Annotated in this window: 16 protein-coding genes; 4 read left to right on the top strand and 12 right to left on the bottom strand. The window is 67.3% G+C overall.

From position 1 onward, the window contains the following. The first annotated feature begins 51 nt into the window (after positions 1 to 51). From V9K91_RS15495 to V9K91_RS15485, 3 genes are all read left to right on the top strand, one after another. The gene (locus tag V9K91_RS15495) at positions 52 to 477 is read left to right on the top strand and encodes a hypothetical protein (protein WP_249833424.1); all 426 of its coding nucleotides are present in this window, start codon (positions 52 to 54) and stop codon (positions 475 to 477) included. Positions 478 to 544: 67 nt separating this feature from the next. Further along, on the top strand, positions 545 to 1,012 hold the full coding sequence (locus V9K91_RS15490; protein WP_068848187.1) for a hypothetical protein: 468 nt from the start codon (positions 545 to 547) through the stop codon (positions 1,010 to 1,012). After that, entirely contained in the window at positions 1,009 to 1,314 is a 306-nt protein-coding gene (locus V9K91_RS15485; RefSeq protein ID WP_068848189.1) for a type II toxin-antitoxin system RelE/ParE family toxin, read from the top strand. Before V9K91_RS15490 ends, V9K91_RS15485 begins: the two co-directional genes overlap by 4 nt. Here the strand turns inward: V9K91_RS15485 and V9K91_RS15480 are convergent. The 9 genes from V9K91_RS15480 to V9K91_RS15440 all read right to left on the bottom strand — a co-directional run bounded on the left by V9K91_RS15480 (position 1,306) and on the right by V9K91_RS15440 (position 13,807). Continuing rightward, on the bottom strand, positions 1,306 to 3,132 hold the full coding sequence (locus V9K91_RS15480) for a hypothetical protein (protein ID WP_306990232.1): 1,827 nt from the start codon (positions 3,130 to 3,132) through the stop codon (positions 1,306 to 1,308). The two genes, V9K91_RS15485 and V9K91_RS15480, sit on opposite strands and share 9 nt — an antisense overlap. Then, on the bottom strand, positions 3,129 to 5,285 hold the full coding sequence (locus V9K91_RS15475; RefSeq protein WP_095362636.1) for a hypothetical protein: 2,157 nt from the start codon (positions 5,283 to 5,285) through the stop codon (positions 3,129 to 3,131). The genes V9K91_RS15480 and V9K91_RS15475 overlap by 4 nt, the downstream gene beginning before the upstream one ends. After that, a complete protein-coding gene (locus tag V9K91_RS15470) occupies positions 5,282 to 6,403 on the bottom strand; it encodes a BatA domain-containing protein (protein ID WP_306990229.1) in 1,122 nt (373 codons plus the stop codon). The genes V9K91_RS15475 and V9K91_RS15470 overlap by 4 nt, the downstream gene beginning before the upstream one ends. Then, positions 6,400 to 7,290, bottom strand: coding sequence for a DUF58 domain-containing protein (locus V9K91_RS15465; RefSeq protein ID WP_336443620.1), 891 nt, complete (start codon positions 7,288 to 7,290; stop codon positions 6,400 to 6,402). The genes V9K91_RS15470 and V9K91_RS15465 overlap by 4 nt, the downstream gene beginning before the upstream one ends. 7 nt (positions 7,291 to 7,297) lie before the next feature. Continuing rightward, entirely contained in the window at positions 7,298 to 8,284 is a 987-nt protein-coding gene (locus V9K91_RS15460; RefSeq protein WP_093535311.1) for a MoxR family ATPase, read from the bottom strand. A 61-nt stretch (positions 8,285 to 8,345) separates the two neighbouring features. After that, positions 8,346 to 9,047 carry a DUF4159 domain-containing protein gene (locus V9K91_RS15455; protein WP_095362450.1) on the bottom strand — a complete coding sequence of 234 codons (702 nt, stop codon included), beginning with the start codon at positions 9,045 to 9,047 and terminating at the stop codon, positions 8,346 to 8,348. 16 nt (positions 9,048 to 9,063) lie between these two features. Beyond that, positions 9,064 to 10,398, bottom strand: a complete 1,335-nt coding sequence (locus V9K91_RS15450) for a TldD/PmbA family protein (protein WP_068848200.1) — start codon at positions 10,396 to 10,398, stop codon at positions 9,064 to 9,066. A 21-nt stretch (positions 10,399 to 10,419) separates the two neighbouring features. Continuing rightward, complete coding sequence (locus V9K91_RS15445) at positions 10,420 to 12,054, bottom strand: TldD/PmbA family protein (RefSeq protein WP_095362452.1); 1,635 nt, start codon at positions 12,052 to 12,054, stop codon at positions 10,420 to 10,422. Positions 12,055 to 12,178: 124 nt separating this feature from the next. Then, complete coding sequence (locus tag V9K91_RS15440) at positions 12,179 to 13,807, bottom strand: TldD/PmbA family protein (protein WP_176472566.1); 1,629 nt, start codon at positions 13,805 to 13,807, stop codon at positions 12,179 to 12,181. A 113-nt stretch (positions 13,808 to 13,920) separates the two neighbouring features. On the opposite strand from V9K91_RS15440, the gene V9K91_RS15435 reads away from it, so the two are divergent. Next, complete coding sequence (locus V9K91_RS15435; RefSeq protein WP_095362453.1) at positions 13,921 to 14,538, top strand: DUF938 domain-containing protein; 618 nt, start codon at positions 13,921 to 13,923, stop codon at positions 14,536 to 14,538. A gap of 48 nt (positions 14,539 to 14,586) precedes the next feature. On the opposite strand, the gene V9K91_RS15430 is transcribed toward V9K91_RS15435, so the two are convergent. From V9K91_RS15430 to V9K91_RS15420, 3 genes are all read right to left on the bottom strand, one after another. Beyond that, a complete protein-coding gene (locus tag V9K91_RS15430) occupies positions 14,587 to 16,218 on the bottom strand; it encodes a DUF2235 domain-containing protein (protein ID WP_095362454.1) in 1,632 nt (543 codons plus the stop codon). A 17-nt stretch (positions 16,219 to 16,235) separates the two neighbouring features. Then, entirely contained in the window at positions 16,236 to 16,931 is a 696-nt protein-coding gene (locus V9K91_RS15425) for a hypothetical protein (protein ID WP_095362455.1), read from the bottom strand. Positions 16,932 to 17,330: 399 nt separating this feature from the next. Beyond that, the gene (locus tag V9K91_RS15420) at positions 17,331 to 21,029 is read right to left on the bottom strand and encodes an indolepyruvate ferredoxin oxidoreductase family protein (RefSeq protein ID WP_095362456.1); all 3,699 of its coding nucleotides are present in this window, start codon (positions 21,027 to 21,029) and stop codon (positions 17,331 to 17,333) included. Positions 21,030 to 21,105: the final 76 nt, after the last annotated feature.

The raw sequence follows: 21,105 nt of genomic DNA, 5'->3' as shown, positions 1-21,105 counted from the left end.
CTGCTGACAGGACGACACGTGGCACTACGCACAGGGATGGCAACAACGACAATGATCGCCGGACTGCTGCTGGCGAACGCGGCCCAGGCCCAGGAGGATCGCGGCGAACCCGCCGACAGCGCGGACGCCCGCGTCACCACGCTGGGCGAGGTGCGTGCGCTCAAGCCCGAAGACGACGTGCCAGTCGACCTGTACCGCTTCAAATCCCCGGTGCAGCCCGCACCCAACGCGTTCAACCGCGCCTGGCACGAACCCCCTTCGCTGCAGGAGGTGGGCATGCGCGGCGGCTATTTGATGATGGGCATCAACTACGGCATCGCAAAAACCGCCCAGGGGCTGCATACCCTGACTCGCGCCCCGGACCCGATCCAGTCCGCCATCGCGCGCCCGCCGCCGCAGCTGGACGCGGCCCAGCAGCGCCGCGCGATGAAATTCTGTGAGGTGGAGGCGGAGTGTGACCCCGCGTCGGCAAAATGAGCGGCTTCAGCCAGTTCATGAGCAATGGTTGTATTATTCCCAAGTAATGATTAATTGGGAGGCTGGCATGATGCAGACAGTACAACTCGCCACCGCGAGGGAACTTGCCGCTGCCGGCAGTGTTCACGACACCCTCTTGGTGGGTCAGGCTGGCGGATATGCCGTCACGTTCAAACTTGGGATCGGAGAACGTGCACTGGCCACCAAGGCTGGGGCCACCCGGCTGTTCGCTGGACTCGATGCCGCCGTACGCGTGCTTCGCAGAGAGCTCGGCATCAACCGGTACCACGTTGATGCAAGTGGCTATTCCGAACCCGAGGAACGGCGTCGGCGACCGGATCGGACTGCAGCGCTGAAGCAAAGCCATGAGGACGCGGCGTATGCCGAGTTTCTGCGCGAAGGTGCAGCAAAGGCGCTGGCTGACACCCGGCCGCCGCTTTCGAGCGCGGACGCAAAGGCGCACATGGACGACATCAAAGCCAGGCACCTGGCCCAGCTGGATGAAATGATGAGGCGGAAGGACCGGAAGAGGTGAGCGTCCTGTGGACACCTTCGGCACTGGAGGATCGCCAGCGACTTCTTGATGCGGCATTCGCCCGCGCGATGGACTACGAAGATCCTGCGATCTACCGCGCCTCGTTGGAAGCGGACGCGAACATGGAGCAGGAGGCTGATGCCCTGGACGGCGTGGCCACTTGGCGACAGGGACCTCTAAAGGGCACACGCCTCTACGTATGCAGAAGCACGCGCCATCTTCTTGTATACACGCGCGAAGGTAACGATGTGCGGATCATCTCGTTGGCGCCCGCTGCTTCTGACTGGAAGCGTTCAACCTGAGGCGGGCCGTCGACGCCGCTCGAGCCACCACATCATGCCGGCGACGGCGATGAAGGCGAGGAGCCACGGCCAGCGCGGGCCGGGGACGCTGTCGGGCGTTCCGCTCGAGGTGGCATTCGTTTCAGCCAGGCGATTCGCAGTGGCGGCGCGCAGCTGCTGGCGGTACAGCGGTTGCGCGGTGGCCGGGTCGAATACGTAGAACGCCTGCACGGTGTCGCCGTGCTGGAGCTGGTGCCACCCGGGCTGCTGCGGCCAGTAGCCGGCGCACTGCTGGCTGCCGCTGGCCGGATCGACCTGCAGGGCGACCGTATGGCCTTCGGCGTCGCGGACGCGGGTGCCGTTGGGTACCTCGCACAGGGTCACGCGCTCGCCCGACCAGGGCGTTGCTGTCTGCAGGCGGATGGCAGGCGCACCCGGCAGCGCGCGCGCGACCTTGGACAACACGCCCGACCACAGCTCGGCGTAGCGGTCGTCGCGGCCGGACAGGACCAGCCGGTAGCTGTCGGTAACCGGGAGCAGGGCGATGCGGCCGCGACCGACGCTGCGCCAGCCGCCCACGGCGTTGCCCTTGGCGTCGAGCAGCAACGCCTCTGAATCGGTCACCCCCGCGTCGAACCGCTCCAGCGCGGGCGGCGTGGCGCTATCTGATGCGGCGTCGGCTTCGTCCATCCACGCGGTGCTGTCGGTGGACGGGCGCTGCGGGCCGCGCCGTGCCCGTAGCAGCGCCGCTTCCGGATCGGCCGGCAGCTGCAGCGGTGCTGCGCGGGTGCCGGCGCTCACCGGCAGGCCCCAATTGCGCAGCGCCTGGCGGGTAGCGTCGTTGAGCGGGCCGCTGCTGCGCACCACCACGCCCAGCCCATCGCGCAGTGCCTGCTGCACCAGCGTGCGTTGCGCCGCACTCAGTGCCGCCAGACTGCGTTCGTCGAGCACCAGCACGTCGGTTGCGGCCAGACGTGCCGTGCTCAGGGCAACCGGCGCATCGCCCAGCATCACCCCGCCACCGGCGTTGGCCTGGGCCTGCACGGCCAGGCGGGTATCGCTGGCCCAGCGACGCAGGTACTTCAGTTCCGGGCCGGGTGCGCCGGCGAGGATCAGCACGCGCGGTGGGGCTGCGGCCACGGTCTGCTGCGGCACCGGAAGGCTGTCCACCGCGTGCTGCTTGGCGTCGAGCAGGCGCAGGGTGAATTCACTGCGCCCTGCGGCGCGCGCGCTGCCGTGCAGGCGCACATTGCCCTGCGCGTCCAGCGGTGCGCGGTCGACCACCATGCCAGCCGGGTCGAGCAGTTCGGCCCGCGCCCCGTCGACACCGCCGGCACGTGCGGCAACCTCGAACAGCGCGCCGGGTGCGGTGACCGACGGCGGCTGGAGATCCAGCCAACCGCGGGGCGCGGCAGGGGATTGCACCGTTACCCGCAGCGGCAACGCGGTATCGCGATCGCGCGCGGACAGTCCATCGCCGACCAGCAGCAGCGAGGTGCTGCCCGGATGCTGGCGCAACGCGGTGGCCAGATCGGGGGCACGTACGGCGCCTGCATTGGGCGTTGCCTCGGGCAGCGCGATCATGTTTGCACCGGCGGGCACGGTGCCTGCCGATGCGGCATTGCCGGTCAGTACGGTGAGCTGGCCGGCTTCCACGCTGCGCTGTGGTGGTACGAGGGTGAAGTAGAGCAGGAGGGCGGACAGTGCCTGCAACGCGAGCAATGCGGCGGGTCCGGGTGAAGGCAGCCATGCGCGGCGTGGCTCCACGCGGAGGATGCGTACGCTGCCTGCGATGGTGATCAGGGCCAGGGCGATGGCGATCCATGGGGCCATGCTCATCGCGTGCCCTCCAGTGCGTCCAGGTAGCGCTGCGCCATCGGGTCCGGTGCGCTGCGGCGTTCCAACTGCGGCAATGGTCGCTGCAACGCGCGCCACAGTTGTGCGCGCAATGTGGTGCGGCAGGATGCACAGTCTGGTGCGAGGCGCAGTTCTTCGACTGCCGCCGCAAGACTGAGGGGGTCGGTCAGTCGCGATTGATGGCGGCCCAGCCACTGGCTCAGCGCGTCGAGGTCCGGTGGGCTGCGGGTGTCGGCCAACTGCTGCCAGACCGCCACGATGGCGGGATCGGGTGCGTCCACGGGGGTAATGGTGGAGGAGCGGCTGCCGAGATCGGTGCGGTCGCCGGTCATGCGGCGACTTTCGTCGATGGGCGGCAGCTCGGGCCCGACCCGGGCCAGATAGATGCGCTCGGCCTGCTGCACCTGCTTGATGAAGGCCAGTGCCTTGTTGGCGAACGGCAGTGCGCGCTCGGGGTGGCCCTGGCGCAGTTCACCTTCCGACGACCACATCTGGTCCAGTGCGGCCTTCAGGATCGCGCGGGTCTGCGGATCGAGCAGGGTGGCGGCTTCGGCATGGTCGTGGGTGTGGCCGTACTCGGAGAGCACGTCGGTGGCGGCGCCGAATGTCGGCGCGCCGTCGGCCTTGGCCGGGGCATGGTCGTGGTCGTCATGACCCGTCTGGGCAGTGGCAGTCTCGTGATCGTGCTCGTCAGCATGACCGTCGGCAGGCACGTCGCTGGTGGGCAGGCTGTCACTGGTCGGCGGCGGCTTGGCGCCCCCTTCGCTTTCCTCACCCAGGAACTGCCCATAGCGCAGGCGCAGAATGCGCTGGTCCACACCGATCGCATCGGAGCGCTTCACGAATTCGTCGGCCGGCAGCTGGCGGCGCAGTTTGATCAGTGCTTCGGCGTCGATGATGATCTGGCGCTGGCTGCGGAAGTAGGCTGGCAGGGTTTTCTTGACCATGCCCTCCATATCCGTGCCCAGTACCTGTTCTTCGCTGGGCAGGCGCAGGATCAGGCTGGTGCTTTGCGCGGTCTGCGCGGTGGGCGTGCGGTTGTCGCGCACCTGCAGCTGCGCGATCACATCGTTGCCGGGTCCGGCGCCGAGTGCAGCCAGGTCCAGCGTGCGCGCGAAGCGGCGCTGGGTGGCCGGGCCGGTGCCGGCCAGCGCGATGCGCTGCTCACGGAAGGTGATGTTCTCCCCGCTGCCCTGGGCCAGGGTCAGGTGCAGTTCGGCGCTTGCCGCCACACCGAAGTCATCGCTGGCCTCGAACTGCAGGGTCCATTGGCGCTGGCCGGGCGTGGCCAGGACCAGGGTGCGGTCCGGTGCGATCACGCGGACACTCGGCGGGCGGTCGGGCACCACATCCAGGCGATACAGCTTGGGTGCGGTCAGCGCCGGCTCGGTGACGATGCGGTACAGCGTGGGCCTGGCCGCCTTCCACTGCGCCACCCACGCCTCACCATCGCGGCGCAGCGCGATGCGGGTGCCGTCGTGCAGCTGCAATGCGGCCTGCGTGGGCTGTGCGCTGAAACGCAGCGACCAGTCCAGTGCACTGCCCTGCACTACCTTGGCGTCCAGTGCGGTCTGGGTGCGCAGGGCCTGGCCGGTGTAGGCCGGTGCCTGGATCTGCAGCCGGGAGGACTGCAGGCTGGGCGGTTGGGCCGGGCTGGCGGGAGGCGGGGCACGGCCGGGAAGGCCCGGCACCGGTGCGCCCGGTACAGGCCAGCCTGCGGCGAGCACGGCCACCAGCATTCCGCCACACCACGACACGGCCAGCCAGCGCTTCGGCCAGGCGGCGCGCAGGTCCGGCGGCGCGGCCTGCAGCGCGGCGGTGATGCGCGCCTGCTGGCGTTGCTGCAGGGGATTGAGTGCGGCGGTATCGGCGAACAGCAGATCGGCGCTGTCCTGCGCGATGGCATGCGTGTCCAGCTGGCGCACCAGCCAGTGCCGGTCCAGTCGTCGCGCGCGCCAGGTGGCGGCACCCGCGACGACCAGCAGGGTTGCCAGCAGCACGATGGAGCCGATGTTGATGCCCGCTACGCGCGCGGCGATGGCGGTAAGGGCCAGCGCCAGCGGCACCAGCAGCAATGCGGTGATCCACCACCGCCGGCGCCGCGCGCGCTGCCATGCCTGGTGAACGCGTTTCATGCGCTTGCCCCACGTCGCGGTGCGGTGGCCATCCAACGCTCCAGGGCGAACAGCAGCACGATCACCGCCAGCAGCCAGGCCGCCAGTTCACGCGGCTGTGCCAGCGGCGGGCTGGCACCGGTCAGCGGCGCCTGCACGGCAGCCGGCGCCAGTTGCGGCGACGGCAGCGGCCGCAACTGCTCCAGCAGGCGGCGCGGGAACGAAGGTTCGCGCACGATCGGAAGTGCATCGGGTGACAGCGCGGCTGTAAAACGCAGCACCTGTCCGCGACCGAGCGCATGGCGCATGACCGCTGCCTTGCCGCTGGCATCCTGCAGCACCGTCGTACCGGTACCGGTGGCCGCTTTGGTCGACACAGCCAACACGCTGCCGCCATCGTGCACCCAGGCCTGCCAAGCGGGCGGCAGTGGCGCATCGACCAGCCACACGCCGACCTGACCTTGTTCCGGCACGGCATCGGTGGCGAGCGGCGCCGACAGCGGCTGCCCGCTCCACGCGCGCTGCAGGGCATCGAGCACGCCCCGTTCGGACGGATCCTGGTCGTCGCCGCTGACGCGCAGCTGCGGCGCGGTGTCCTGCACGGGTGCGGCCACCGGCATCGCCACCGGCCGCCAGTTCACCGCACGCGACAACCGTGGCCGCTCGCCGTCGAGCCCGCGCATCGGATCGGGGACGTACACCGTTAATGCCGTTCCCTCAGGCAGGGTTTGATCCAGCTCACGCAGCAGGCTGGAAACCGGCTGCTGGCCGGCCGGCGCCGCGTCCCGCAGCGGCGGGAACCCGGGCGCCAGCCAGCGACCCTCGCTGCCTGCGGGCAGCGTCGGCGGGCTCAGTCCCGGCGCCACCACCACCCATGGCGACGTCTGCACCGGCGCGCCGTGCAGCAGCGGCCGGGCCAGCAGTACGGCCAGCGCGGCAAGCAGCAACAGGCGCACCAGCAGCAGCGGCCATTCGTCGACGCGGATCCGCTGGCGCGGGCGGGCCTTCGCGCGCAGCCAGCGCAGCGCGGCGAACTCCAGCGGCGCGTACTGGTGGCGGCGCGCCAGATGGATCAGCAACGGCACCAGCAGTGACGCCAACGCCAGCAGGCCCAGCGGGAACAGCAGCGACAGGCTCATCGCGCGCTCCCCGCCAGCAGCCGCAGCGGCGCGTCCAGCGGCTGGTCGGTATGGGTCACCACATGGGCAATGCCGCCGCGCTGCAACCGTGCCTGCAGCACGCGCTGCGCCTCGGCGAAGCGGGCCAGGTACGCGTCGCGGATCGCGCGGCCATCACCCAGCAGCTCTTCACCCGTTTCCGGATCGCGAAAGCGGTGGCCGTCCTGGAACGGGAAATCACGCTCGTCGGCGGTCAGGATCTGCAGTTGCACCACATCGCGGCGGGCGGCGGCCAACCGCTCCAGCAGCACGGTGCCGGCGTCGTCGAAGCCATCCCCCAGCGCCACCAGCATGTCGTTGGCCTGTACGCGTTCCCAGACCGGGCGCAGTGCGTCCGCAGCGGGCCATGCGCCACGCGCACGCAGGCGGTGCAGCAGCAGGTGGATGCGGTCGCGCTGGCGCGCACCACTACCGGCTGGCACCAGCTGCACGCCGTCGCCGTTGATGGCGACCAGGCCGAAGCGGTCCCCCTGCTGCAGCGCCAGTTCCACGATGCAGGCCGCGGTGGCGCAGGCATGGTCCAGCCGCGGCAGCGCGGGGCGTGCACGGTCGGCCTGCCCGGCCGATGCCGTGGCATCGACGAGGATCCAGATCGTGACCGGACTTTCGCGCTCGGACTCGCGCACGAAGAAGCGGTCCGAGCGGGCGTACAGCTTCCAGTCGATCTGGCGCAGTTCGTCACCGGGCTCGTAGGCACGGTACTGCGCGAATTCCAAACCAGCGCCACGGCTGCGGCTGGCATGCTGGCCGATGCCCTGCGCGCCAATCGCACGCCGCGGCAACAGCCGCAGCGCCTTCAGGCGGCTGCGGACATCGGCGGGGATGGCGATTGGGGCGTGCGGGCTCACGGAAGGCTCAGGCGGGGAAGGGCACGGCCTGCAGCAGCGCGGCGATCACATCGTCGGCGCCCTTCTGCTCGGCTTCGGCGGCGAACGAGAGCAGCAGGCGGTGGCGCATCACCGGCGCGATCAACGCCTGCACGTCGTCGCGGGTGGCCGCGAAACGCCCCTGCAGCAACGCGCGGGCCTTGGCCGCCAGCACCAGCGACTGCCCGGCACGTGGGCCGGCGCCCCACTTGATCCAATGGTTTACCGCATCCGGCGCACCGGCACCCGGACGGCTGGCACGCACCAGGCGGGTGATCCAGCCCAGGACGTCATCGCTCACATGCACCTGCCGTACCGCCGCCTGCAGGGCCAGCACATCCTCGGCGTGCATCACCTTGGGAACGGTGCCACTGCTGCTGCCGGTGGTCTGCACCAGGATGTCGCGCTCTTCCTGCTCGGTGGGGTAGTCCACCCGCACGTGCAGCAGGAACCGGTCAAGCTGGGCTTCCGGCAGCGGGTAGGTGCCGGCCTGCTCGATCGGGTTCTGCGTGGCCAGCACGAAGAACGGCGCCGGCAACGGGTAGGTGGTGCCGGCGTAGCTGACGGTGCGTTCCTGCATGGCTTCCAGCAGCGCCGCCTGGGTCTTGGGCGGGGTGCGGTTGAGCTCGTCGGCCAGCAGCAGGTGGGTGAAGATCGGGCCCTGCTGGAAACGGAAATGGCGGTGGCCGGTGCCGTGGTCTTCTTCCAGCAGCTCGGTGCCCAGGATGTCGCTGGGCATCAGGTCCGGGGTGAACTGCACGCGCCGGAACTGCAGCTCCAGCGCCTGCCCGAGCGAACGTACCAGCAGGGTCTTGCCCAACCCTGGCGCGCCTTCCAGCAGCACATGGCCACCGGCCAGCAGGCCGATCAGCAGCTGCTCCACCACATCATGCTGGCCCACCACGGCCGTGCCCAGCGCATCGCGCAGGGGCTGCAGCTTGGAGAGAAGGGCGTCAATGGGGCTATCGTTTTGCATGGCACGCTCGCAGCAATGAATGTAGAGCCACGCCCTGCGTGGCTGAAGAAATCAGCGAAACCTAGTTGTTCAACGCATACATCACGATGTTCACGCCGAACCGGGTGTTGTCCTCGGCCAGGAAGCGCTTGTTGCGCCAGTCGTAATCCCACTCGCAGCCGTAGTCTTTATTGCTGTAAAGCACGCCCAGCCGGCCATCGACCTCGATCCCCTTGAGGTAATCGTGCACAAGGTCATCGCCCCAGCCATTGAGCTCGAAGCCGGTGGCCGGGGGCCCGTCCGGGAACCTGAAGAAGCTTCGATACAGCGCATGCGTATTGGGCAGTTTCTTCAGCGCGGCCGGCCCGAACAGCTTGGCCATCTGCGCTTCGAACGATTTGGCGAACAATCCATCGATATCGTGGTTGCAGTCATCCACGAACACGAAGCCGCCGTTGCGCACATAGCGCACGAAGTTCTGCCGCTCGGCGGCGTTGAACTCCACCAGCTTGTGCCCGGCCAGGTAGCAGAACGGGGCTTCCAGCATGCGCGGGTCGGACAGTGCCACCACATGCTCGGTCGGGTCCACCCGCAGCGTGGTGTAGTCGATCAGCGAGGTGATCAGGTTGGACGGCATGCGCGCGTCCACGTCCCAGTCGCCGGAGTCGTACTTGAGCCGGGTGAACCAGAAGTCGTAACGCCCGGCCTGCGCGCGGGCGAACGAGGGCAGGGCCGCCAGGGCGGCCCCGCCAATCATCAACCGCAGGAACTGCGCGCGGTTCATTGCCGCACGCGCGCCATCAGACCGCGTCGGACAGCGAGGTGAAGGTGAAATCGCGCAGCTTCATCGGCGGGATCATCATCACGAAGCTGGATTCGTCACCGGCCACGCGTACCGGCTTGCCCAGCTCTTCAATGTTGTTGAGCATGATCACCGGCGATTCGTTGAAGCGGAAGTTCTTCACCGGGTACTTGATCTGGCCGTTTTCGATATAGAAGGTGCCGTCGCGGGTCAGGCCAGTGAGCAGCACGGTCTGCGGATCGACCATGCGGATGTACCAGGTACGGGTGACCAGGATGCCCTTCTGGGTGCCGCGGACCAGCTCGGCAGTGCTCTTGTCGCCGCCGCTCATGAGCAGGTTGCCCGGAGTGGCGTTGGCGGTCTTGCCCTGCTTCTGCGCCCAGAAGCGCGAGTAATCCAGGTTGGCGACCTTGCCGTTCTCGATGATGGCCAGCTTGTTGCGCGGCAGGCCCTGCTGGTCCCACGGCAGCACCGGTGCCTCGGGGTGCCACGGGTCGGCGTACATGTTCACGCGCGGGTCGTAGACCTGCTCGCCCAGCTTGTTGCCGCCACCCTTCTTGGACAGGAAGCTGCGGCCTTCATCGGCCGAGCGCGCATCGAAGAAGTTCATCATGAAGCTGATCAGGCCGGCAGCGGCCGCCGGTTCCAGGATCACGGTGTACTTGCCCGGCTCCAGCGCCTTGGCTTCGGACGATTCGGTGGCCTTGCGCATGGCGATGCGCACGTCCTGGTCGGCCTTGAAGTCGGCGGCGTCCTTCAGGTTGCGGCCCACCCAGCCCGAGCCGCGCCCGTCTTCGGTGCGCACCGTGCAGGTGTAGTCGAAGTTGGTGGTGCGCTGGTAGCCGAAGTTGCCGTTGCTGTTGGCGGTGGCCTGGAAACCCTGGCCATCTTCCAGGAAGCCGGCGGCGATCAGGCCGTTGCCACGGCAGGGCGCGATCGAATCGGCGGCGACCTTGGCGCGGAACGCCGGGTCGATGGCGGCGGTGGATTCGCTGAAGGTCGGGCTGGCGGTGTAGGTCTGCTTGCCGATGGCCGGCAGGAACTCCGGGTTTTCCGGGGCCAGGCGGGCCAGGTCCTCGGCACGGCGGACCACGCGCTCCAGCGCGGCGTCGTCGAACTCGTTGATCGAGGCGGTGCCGACGCGCTTGCCGAAGGCCACGGTGACGGCCAGTTCGGTGTTGTCGACGATGCCGCTGGTGGAGACGTTGTTGAGCGCGAAACGGATGTTGCCGTTGATCGAGCCGGCCAGCACCGCGGTGGTCTCATCGGCCTTGGACAGCGCGATGACCTTGTCGAGGATGGCCTTGGCCTGGGCTTCGGTGAAGATACTCATGGAATAAGGGCTCCTGACCGGTCAGCCGAGGCTGCGCGCGGTGTTGATGACGTTGATGCCGTTGAAGCGCGCGGTGGACGAACCGTGCGAGACCGCCGAAACCTGGCCCGGCTGGCCCTTGCCGTCGAAGAACGAACCGCCCAGGCGGTAATCGCGTTCGTCGGCCACGGCACTGCACGCGTTCCAGAACTCCGGCGTGCGGATCTGGTAGGCCACGTCTTCGAGCATGCGGGTGATCTGGCCGTTCTTGATTTCATAGAACAGCTGGCCGCCGAACTGGGCGTTGTAGCGCTGCTGGTCGATGGAGAACGAACCGTCGCCGATGATGTAGATGCCGTTCTCGACGTCCTTGACCAGGTCGCTCACGCTCAGCGGGGTCTTGCCCGGCGCCATCGACACGTTGGCCATGCGCTGGAACTGCACGCTGGACCAGGAATCGGCATAGCAGCAGCCGTCCGATTCGGTCTTGCCCAGGATGTGGGCCTGGTCGCGGATGGTCTGGTAATCGACCAGCTTGCCGTTGCTGATCAGGTCCCAGCGCTTGGTGTTGACGCCTTCATCGTCGTAGGCCACCGCGCCGAGGCTGCCCGGCTGGGTCTTGTCGGCGAAGATGTTGACCAGGTCGCTGCCGTACTGGAAGTGCTGTTCGCGCTTGTCCAGGGTGGCGAAGCTGGTGCCGGCGTAGTTGGCCTCGTAGCCCAGCACGCGGTCCAGTTCCAGCGGGTGGCCGACCGATTCGTGGATGGTCAGCCAGGTGTGCGAGGGGTCCAGCACCAGGTCGTACTTGCCCGGCTTGACCGACGGCGCCTTCAGCTTCTCCTGCGCCTGCTTGGCCGCCGCGATGGCGTCTTCCTTCATGTCGTAGGACGAGCCGTAGTTGACCACGCCGTTCGGCGTGAGCACCTTGCCGCTCGCGGCGCCATCGAGGTATTCGTAGCCCATGCCCATCGGCGCGGACAGGCCTTCGCGGGTGCGGAACTTGCCACTGGCCTTGTCGATGGCGGTGACCGTCATCGGCGCCCAGATGCGGTGCACGTCCTGGTCGATGTAGGAGCCATCGGTGGACGCGAAGTACTTCTGCTCGTTGACGAGGAACAGCATCGAGTTGACGAAGCTGGCGCCGGCGCCCATCGCAGCGGCATTGACGTCCAGCAGCAGGTCGACCTTTTCCTTGATCGGCACTTCCATCGCGTTCTTGCGGATCGGCGTCTTCCAGCTCACCTCGCCCACGCCGGGCGTGGCGGCCAGCTGTACCTTGGCGGTCTGCACGCCGGCGTTGGCCTTGGCGATGGCCACCGCCTGCTGGGCAGCACGCGCCACGTCGGTCGGGTTGAGCTGGTTGGTGGCGGCAAAGCCCCAGGCACCATTGACGATCACGCGGATGCCCACACCGGTGGATTCGGTGTTCACCACGTTCTGCACCTTGTCTTCGCGGGTGATCACGAACTGGCGCAGGTAGCGGCCGATACGCACGTCGGAGTAGGTGGCGCCGCCCTGGCGGGCAGCGGCCAGCGCGGCATCGGCCAGGCGCTTCTTCAACGCCGGGTCCAGGGTGCTGTGCAGCTGCTCGGCGGCAATCACCTTGCCGAAGAACGCCGGCACGATCAGGCCGCCAGCAGTAAGCCCGGTCAGGGCAAGGAAGTCACGTCTTTGCAAGGCAGCTCTCCACGTCGGTGTGGGGGTGGCAGGAACAAGGCGGGATCAGCGGTACAGCGGTGCATCGATTCTTGCGGGCGCGGCGGTCCAACGGTAGTGACGTTTGGCACGGTGGCCGGGCGGCTCAGCCCAGGCTGCGTGCGGTGTTGATGATGTTGATGCCGTCGAAACGCGTGGTCGCCGAGCCATGCGACACCGCCGAGACCTGGCCGGGCTGGCCCTTGCCATCGAAGAACGAACCGCCGAAGCGGAAATCGCGCTCGTCGCAGATCGCGCTGCAGGCGTTCCAGAACTCCGGCGTGCGGATCTGGTAAGCGGCGTCTTCGACCATGCCGGCGATCTGCCCGTTCTTGATCTGGAAGTACAGCTGCCCGCCGAACTGCGCGTTGAAGCGTTGCTGGTCGATGGAATACGAGCCGCGGCCGTGGATGTAGATGCCGTTCTCCACGTCCTTGATCATGTCGGCCACGCTCAGCGGGGTCTTGCCCGGTGCCAGCGACACGTTGGCCATGCGCTGGAACTGCACGCTGGACCAGGAATCGGCGTAGCTGCAGCCGTGCGATTCGGTTTCGCCCAGCAGGTGCACTTCATCGCGGGTGGCCTGGTAGTTGACGAGGATGCCGTCCTTGACCAGGTCCCAGCGCTTGGTCTTGACCCCTTCGTCGTCGTAGCCCACCGCACCCAGGCTGCCCGGGGCGGTCTTGTCGGCAAAGAAGTTGACCCGCTCGCTGCCCCAGCGGTAGCCGGCGTCGCGCTTGTCCAGCGTGGCGAAGCTGGTGCCGGCGTAGTTGGCCTCGTAGCCGAGCACGCGGTCCAGTTCCAGCGGGTGGCCGACGTTCTCGTGGATGGTCAGGAACAGGTTGGACGGGTCCAGTACCAGGTCGTACTTGCCCGGCTTGACCGACGGTGCCTTGAGCTTCTCGCGGGCGTGGCGGGCGGCGGCGATGGCATCCTCCACCGGATCGTACGAGTCACGGTAGGCGGTGATCCCGCCGGGCAGCTGGATCTTGCCGCTGGCGTCGCCATCCAGGAATTCATAGCCCATGCCCATCGGCGAAGACAGCCCGGCGCGGGTACGGAACTTGCCGGTGCCCTTGTCGATGGCGGTGGCGGTGAACGGCAGCCAGATGCGGTGCACGTCCTGGTCGATGAACGAGCCATCGCTGGAGGCGAAGTACTTCTGCTCGTTGACCAGGAACAGGGTGGAGTTGATGAAGTCGGCGCCGGCATTGGTCGCGGCCGCATTCAGGCTCAGCAGCAGCTCGACCTTGTCCTTGATCGGCACCGCCATGGCGTTCTTGCGGATCGGCGTCTTCCAGCTCACATCGCCCACCCCCTTGACCGGCGCCAGCTGTACCGGGCGGGTCTGGATGGTGGCGTTGGCACGGGCGATGGCGGCGGCCTGCTCCACCGTGGCCAGGATCGCGGCCGGGGTCTGCTGGTGGGTGGCGGCAAAGCCCCACGCCCCATTGACGATGACCCGGATGCCGATCCCGGACGATTCGCTGTTGGTGACGTTCTGCACCCGCGCCTCGCGGGTGATCACCGCCTGGTTGAGGTAGCGGCCGATGCGGACGTCGCAGTAGCTGGCCCCGGCCCGTTTGGCGGCAGCCAGTGCGGCCTCGGCCAGTGCCTTGTTGCGGACCGCGTTGGCCGGCTCGAGCAGCTGCTCGGCGGCGATCAGGCGGGCGTGCGGCACCATCAGGCCCGCCAGGCCCATGCCAGACAGCGTCAAAAACTCACGGCGTTGCACAGCGTTCGATTCCCCGGGAACGATCAGCCTTCGACTGTCGTTTGCGACCCGGTGCTGGCACAAGTGACTGCGGTCATGGTTGGATGTGCGCTGATCCGACATTTCCGAACGTCATGAGCCAACAACGCTGGTCCGAGGCCTGCGAGCGCAACCGCGACCCGATCCTGGCGGTACTGCGCCGCCTGCTGCAGGACCGCCAGCGCGTGCTGGAGATCGGCAGCGGCACCGGCCAGCATGCCGAATACTTCGCCGCCCAGCTGCCGCACCTGCAGTGGCAGGCCAGCGACCATCCGGACTACCTGCCGGGTATCGCCGAGCGCCTGGCCGAGGCGGGGCTGCCCAACGCACCGGCGCCGTGGCCGCTGCAGGCGGTGTTGGCGCCGGTGCCGGGCCTGGCCCCACTGCCGGAGGCCCCGCTGGGTTTCGGTGCGGTGTTCAGCGCCAACACCCTGCACATCATGAGCTGGCCGCACGTGCAGGCACTATTCGCCGGGCTGCCGGCGGTGATGGCCGACGATGCGCTGCTGTGCGTGTATGGCCCATTCAATTACAACGGTAACTACAGCAGCGAAAGCAACCGGGAATTTGATGGGTGGCTGAAGGCGCGGGACCCGGCGTCGGGCATCCGGGATGCCGAAGCGGTGGATGCGCTGGCCGCAGCGCAGGGCTTGCGGCTGGTTGACGATGTGGCGATGCCGGCCAACAACCGGCTGCGTATCTGGCGGCGCTGACACGCAGGCCGGGCCGGCGCGGACACGCATGGCGTGTCCCTACGTTGGTTACCGCGCAAACCCGCCCAGCGCTGGCTCCGGGGCCTGCTGCGGGGCGGCGTGCTGCAACTGAAATGCCTGCTGCTGCTCGATCTCACTGGCGGCAGCCTCCAGTTTCTGGTCCGACACCGCTACCGGCGTCTGCTTGGCCAGTTCGATATCAAACGGCACCCGCTGCTGGTCGTGCGGTCCGCTCCCGTGCTGGACAAGGAAGGCGTAGCCCTTAGACCCGAAGACAACGTCATCGACGCGGGAGATCTCGCTCTTCTGCAGCGGGCCGGCGTTGCTGCCGGGATACAACGCCTGGCGTGTTTCCCGGTTATCCATGGCGCAGGCCAGCGCCGAGCGGCAGAACTGTTCCCGTTCCAGCCCGTTCGCGAAGCTGACCTGCCCCTTGTCCTCGGCGGTCTGCACGCCTTCCCGGATGCGGGCCAGCGTGGGGTTGTCCACGTGCCCGGGGACGTCCGGCGCCTTCCGCTGATCGCGCTGCGCGGCCAGCTCCACCAGCGCCTGAAGCTGCGCCTGTTCCACCGGATCGGGCTGGATGGAACGGTGTTCGAACCGCGCCGCCAGCGCCTGGTCAATCGGCTCGGAGTCGTTGCACGGATCGACGATCTTGCAGTTGGCCAGTGCATCACGCAGATTGCGCTCGCCGTCGCGGTCGATCTTCAAGCCATACAGCGCGGTCGCGCCGCCGGCCTGGTACAGCGTCATCGTATCGAGGTCCATCGGCACGGCGCGCTTCTCGAACAGCGGCTGGTCCCGCAACGTGTTCAGATAATCGATGGCGGCATTGCCGGTCAGGATCTCCAGGCCTGCATCGCGGTTCCCGCCGCCCACGTTGGAATGGCCACCTGGCGCGGCGACGTTGATCGCGCGCCCATCCGGCGTCATCCCGGGATCGTTGATGGCCTGGTGCGGAAACAGCTCGCGCTGCTCATGGGCGGCCATGATCGCCACGCGCGAGATCACGCTCGGTGGCAGGCGCGCGTCGAAGTTGGCGGGCATGTTGGTCGCCACTGGATCCAGCAGCAGGGTGGCCTGTGCGGCCTGGCCTGGCGGCACCAGCGGTGGTAACCGGCTGATGACGCTGATGTTGCCGTTCCTGTCATGGCCAAACCCAAGGCCTTCTTCAGGAACGATGCCGTACTCATCAATCAACCGGAGCAGGCCCGCCGTCTGTACCGCGCCACGGCTGTAGCCGATGCCAACAACGCGGATTTCGGCTTGAGGATCATTGTTGACCCAAGCACTAGCCTGAACTGCAAGGTCGCGATACGCGCTCTTTATTCCATCCTCCCATGAGTACGCAATCAAACCGTCGAACGCCCGGCCAACGGCATTGCTCTGGGTCCCGATGCCTTGCGAGTAGTGGGAGCCGATTCGATTTCCTGCGTCCTTCTCCAGACGATCTGCTTGTTCAAATAACAGTCCAACTGTAGTTGGTGCCCCCAGTCGGGTTTTGTTGAGGTCCTGACCAGTGCCATCGAGAAAGGCCAGATACAGGTACTCGTGAGAAGCATTGCCGCGCTGCAAGACAGGAACCGAGAGTTGCTCCAACTCCTGTCGTAATGCCTGCTCCATTTGAAGATCACCGGCGGTAGCCGGCCGGCTGCCGCCCTTGGAACTCACCTTCCCCATGGCAAAACTCCCTTTGCTCAGTAGCTGTATGTCTTCACCAGAACAAGATCGCGACGCGAGATGCTATGTTGATTTCCGGGCTTCTGAAGGTGCTTCGTTGGTACAGAAGCCCTCATGTAAACGCGGATGACACGATCATTGACCTCTAGGAGAATCGAAGGCGGGCTCTCGTTCCTTCCATCAGGAAGGTCAGCAACCTCCTCTTTAGGAACAAAATGCCGGATGAGTTCATCCTTGAAGATGCCTCCGATATCAATCTCGGCTTCGAGTGAAGTGCCATCCTTGGAAACCCAGGAAACTTTTGCGGCGGGTGGGAAATTCCTGATTCCACCGTGCCCGCCCATCCAACCTTCAAGGTAGTCGGTTCCGTACGTTGAGGCAGGCGGCGAGGGTCGAGCGTCACCGTGGCGCAGGTTGTCGTACACAACTTCACACTCACGAGTGTCGTAGCAGCGAGCGCTGAAGCTGTGCTTCTCAAACCGCAGCGGCCATTCCACCGGCTTGTAGTTCATCTTCGCCGAGATGGCGGGATCGCCTTCGGACACCAGCTCACCGCTGGTCACGACCGGAGGGTCGGGGTAGGTATAGCGTGCACCGTGCATTGGCTTGCTCTCCTCAATCTCCGTGGGCTGGGACGTTGCCGCCCCGGGCGTTGCACAAGCAGCCAGCGCGAGGCTTGCGACAGCGGCGACCTGCAGGGGCATCTTCGGCATGTCAGCTTCCTTGTCTTTGCGCCCTTAGGGCATCGGTGTTTCCCGCAACAGGGCGTGCGGCTTGCGCTTGTGCAGCGTCGGCGGGTCACCTGGCAGGCGTGATGCAAGTGTAGCCTCAGTGTGGGCCGTGACAGGAGCAGCATTGCGCCGCCGTGGTGCAACGTGGAATGAGTGGCACACTTTCGGTGTGCCGGATCCGTGCGACACAGCGGCGGCGGGCGGTAGAGCGGACCGTTGGTCCGCTGCCTTTTGCGGGATGCGGGAAATCGCGAACGCGGGCGGCAGCGCGCTTCGCGCGCAGCGGACCAACGGTCCGCTCTACCCTGGGGGTGCGCGTACGTTCCGGGTGTCAGGGCGATGCGGTCGAAAACGCATCGCCCTGCTACGCAGGGTCAGCGATTACGCCACCTGCACGATATGCAGTGCCTTCGGGTTGCGCCACTGCGCCAGCAGCACCGCTTCACGCGCCTTGGCCTTGTGCAGGTGCGCTTCCTTTACATGCCCATAGCCGCGGATATGTTCCGGAATGCTGGCAATCTCGACCGCCAACGCAACGCGGTCATCGCTCAACCCTTCCAGCAGCAGTGCCACGGTCTGTTCGTAATCGGCAATCAGCTGGCGCTCGCCCCGGCGCTCTTCGGTGCGGCCGAAGATGTCGAACGTGCCACCGCGCAGGAACTTAAGCTTGGCCAGCAGCCCGAACGCCTTGAGCATCCACGGCCCGTATTCCTGCTTGATCAGGCGGCCCTGTTCGTCCTTCTTCGCGAACAGCGGCGGGGCCAGGTGGAAGTGCACCTGGAAATCGCCCTCGAACTGCTGCTGCAGGCGGCGCTGGAAATCGCCGCTGGTGTACAGGCGCGCCACTTCGTACTCGTCCTTGTAGGCCATGAGCTTGAAGTAGTAACGCGCCACGGTTTCGGTCAGCGCGGTGCTGCCGGCCTTGTCCCACTCCGCCGTGCGCACGCGGTCGACCAGCGCCCGGTAGCGCGCGGCATAGGCCGCGTCCTGGTACTCGGTGAGGAAGCGCACCCGGCGTTCCACCAGCTCATCCAGCGAACGCGACAGGCGCTCGTCATCCAGCGGCAGGAACGCCACGTCGCTGCCGCCGCCATGCCCGGGCAGGCCGCGCAGTTCGCGCTCGTCGCCGGTTTCGCGCGGTGCGGCGGTGGCGCCCCATTCGTTGCCTTCCCACTCGCCCGGCGGCAGGTCGTGGAGCGGGCCCGGGGTGCGCTCGGCATCGGTATGGCCGTTGCGGACCAGACCGGCGGCCTGCTGCACCGCCTGCGGATCCACGGCGGCCAGCCGGCCCCACGCGAATGCCTGCTGGTTCATCGCGACTGCTGCGCCATTGAGCTCGACCGCGCGCATCAGCGCCTCGAACGAGATCGGCACCAACCCCTGCTGCCAGGCGTAGCCCAGGATGAACAGGTTGGAGGCAATCGCATCGCCGAGCAGCGCGGTGGCCAGCTGGGTGGCATCCAGCAGCAGCGGGTCGCGGCCGCCAAGCGCCACGCGGATGCCGGCAATGATGTCGGCCGCCGGGAACTGCATGTCCGGGCGGGTGGTGAAGGTGCCCGGCATGGCTTCATAGGTGTTGAGCACCACCTGCGAGCGCTCGGCGCGCACCTTCGACAGCGCCCAGTAATCGTTGACCACCACCATGTCGCAGCCCACCACCAGGTCGGCTTCGCCGGCGGCGATGCGCACCGCATGGATGTCTTCCGGACGCTTGGCGATGCGGATATGGGTGGTGACCGCGCCGCCCTTCTGGGCCAGTCCGGTCTGGTCGAGCACGCTGGCACCCTTGCCTTCCAGGTGCCCGGCCATGCCCAGCAGCGCGCCAATGGTCACCACGCCGGTGCCACCCACGCCGGTGATCAGAATGTTCCAGGGCTGCTCGAGCGTGCTGCGGAAGGTCGGCGCGGGCAGGTTGTCGAGCAGGCTGCTGCGCTCGCTGCGCGAGCCCTTGCGCAGCGTGCCGCCGTGCACGGTGACGAAGCTGGGGCAGAAACCGGTGGTGCAGGAATAGTCCTTGTTGCAGTTGGACTGGTCGATATCGCGCTTGCGCCCGAATTCGGTTTCCTTCGGCAGCACCGACACGCAGAAGCTCTTCTGGCCGCAGTCGCCGCAGCCCTCGCACACCAGTGAATTGACCACCACGCGCTTGGGCGGGTCGACCAGCTTGCCGCGCTTGCGCCGGCGGCGCTTCTCGGTGGCGCAGGTCTGTTCGTAGATCAGGATGCTGGTGCCCTTCACTTCGCGCAGCTGCTTCTGTACCGCATCCAGCTCGGCGCGGTCATGGAATTCCACGCCCTCGGGGAACAGCTCGCGCTTGTTCCACTTGCCGATCTCATCGCTCACCAGCACGATCGTCTGCACGCCTTCGGCGCGCATCTGGTGGGCGATCTGCGGCACGGTCAGGGTGCCGTCCACCGGCTGGCCGCCGGTCATGGCCACCGCGTCGTTGTAGAGGATCTTGTAGGTGATGTTGACCCCGGCGGCAATCGCCTGGCGGATCGCCAGCGAGCCACTGTGGAAATAGGTGCCATCGCCCAGGTTCTGGAACACGTGTTCGGTATCGGTGAACGCGGCTTGGCCGGCCCACGTCACGCCTTCCCCGCCCATGTGGGTGAAGGTGTCGGTGCTGCGGTCCATCCAGGTGACCATGTAATGGCACCCGATCCCGCCCAGCGCACGCGAGCCTTCCGGCACGCGGGTGGAGGTGTTGTGCGGGCAGCCCGAGCAGTAATGCGGCACGCGCGGGAAACTGGCGCGCGGCAGTGCCAGTTCGGCCTCCTTGGCATCCATCCAGCGCAGGCGCTGTTCAATGGAGTCATTGGTGAAGAAGCGCTGGATGCGGCGGCCGATCACGCCGGCAATGGTGGCCGGGGTGAGTTCGTTGGTGGACGGCAGGATCCACTGGCCGGCTTCGTCGTACTTGCCGACGATGGACGGGCGCTGGCCCCAGCTGGCCGGCCAGTTGTAGAACTGCTCCTTCATCTGGCGCTCGATGAAGGCCCGCTTCTCCTCCACCACCACGATGTCTTCCAGCCCCTGGGCGAAGCGCGCGATGCCTTCCGGTTCCAGCGGCCAGGTCATGCCGACCTTGTACACGCGGATGCCGATGTCGGCGCAGGCGCGCTCGTCCAGGCCCAGGTACTCCAGCGCCTGCAGCACGTCCAGGTAGCTCTTGCCGGTGGTGACGATACCCAGCCGCGCGCGCGGCGAATCCATCACCACCCGGTCGATGCCATTGGCCCGCGCGAACGCCTGGGCGGCCTTGACCGCATAGCGGTGCAGGCGCATCTCTTGGTCCAGCGGCGGGTCCGGCCAGCGGATGTTGAGCCCGCCGGCGGGCATTTCGAAGTCTTCCGGCAGCACGATCCGGCGCGCGAACGGGTCCACCTGCACCGACGCGGACGATTCCACCGTCTCGGCGATGGTCTTGAAGCCGATCCAGCGCCCGGTGTAACGGCTCATGGCCCAGCCGAGCAGGCCCATGTCCAGGATGTCCTGCACGCCGGCCGGGTTGAGCACCGGCATCATCGCGCTGACGAATTCATCCTCGCTGCCGTGCGGCAGGGTGGAGCTGCGGCAGGCGTGGTCGTCGGCGGCCAGCGCCAGCACGCCACCGTGCACGGACGTACCCGCCGCATTGGCGTGCTTGAACACATCGCCGCAGCGGTCCACGCCGGGGCCCTTGCCGTACCACATGCCGTACACGCCCTGGACCCTGGCCCCGGGGAACAGGTTGGTCTGCTGGGTACCCCAGACCATGGTCGCGCCCAGGTCCTCGTTGAGGCCGGGGGTGAACTTCACCTTCGCCGCCTCCAGGTGCTGGCGGGCGCGCCACAGTTCCAGGTCGAAGCCGCCCAACGGGCTGCCGCGGTAGCCGCTGATGAAGCCGGCGGTGTCCAGCCCGGCGGCCTGGTCGCGCAGCCGCTGCATCAGCGGCAGGCGTACCAGTGCCTGCACCCCGCTCAGGTAAATGCGGCCATCGGTACGGGTGTACTTGTGGTCCAGCGTGTAGCTGTCGTCCAGCGGCCCGGCAGGCAGGTTGGCGGACGAAGGCGAGGTGATTTCGGCGGTACTGGTCATGGCTGGCCCGTGCTGACGGCTGGCACGGCCACCGCGAGGGCGGCCGGAAAGGGCGGAATTGTATCAGCCGGGCATT

This window comes from Stenotrophomonas sp. CCNWLW57, from assembly GCF_037203925.1.
Lineage (GTDB): Bacteria > Pseudomonadota > Gammaproteobacteria > Xanthomonadales > Xanthomonadaceae > Stenotrophomonas > Stenotrophomonas rhizophila_A.
Note: the sequence above shows the minus strand (reverse complement) of the source record. Positions and strands in the feature narration are given on the sequence as shown.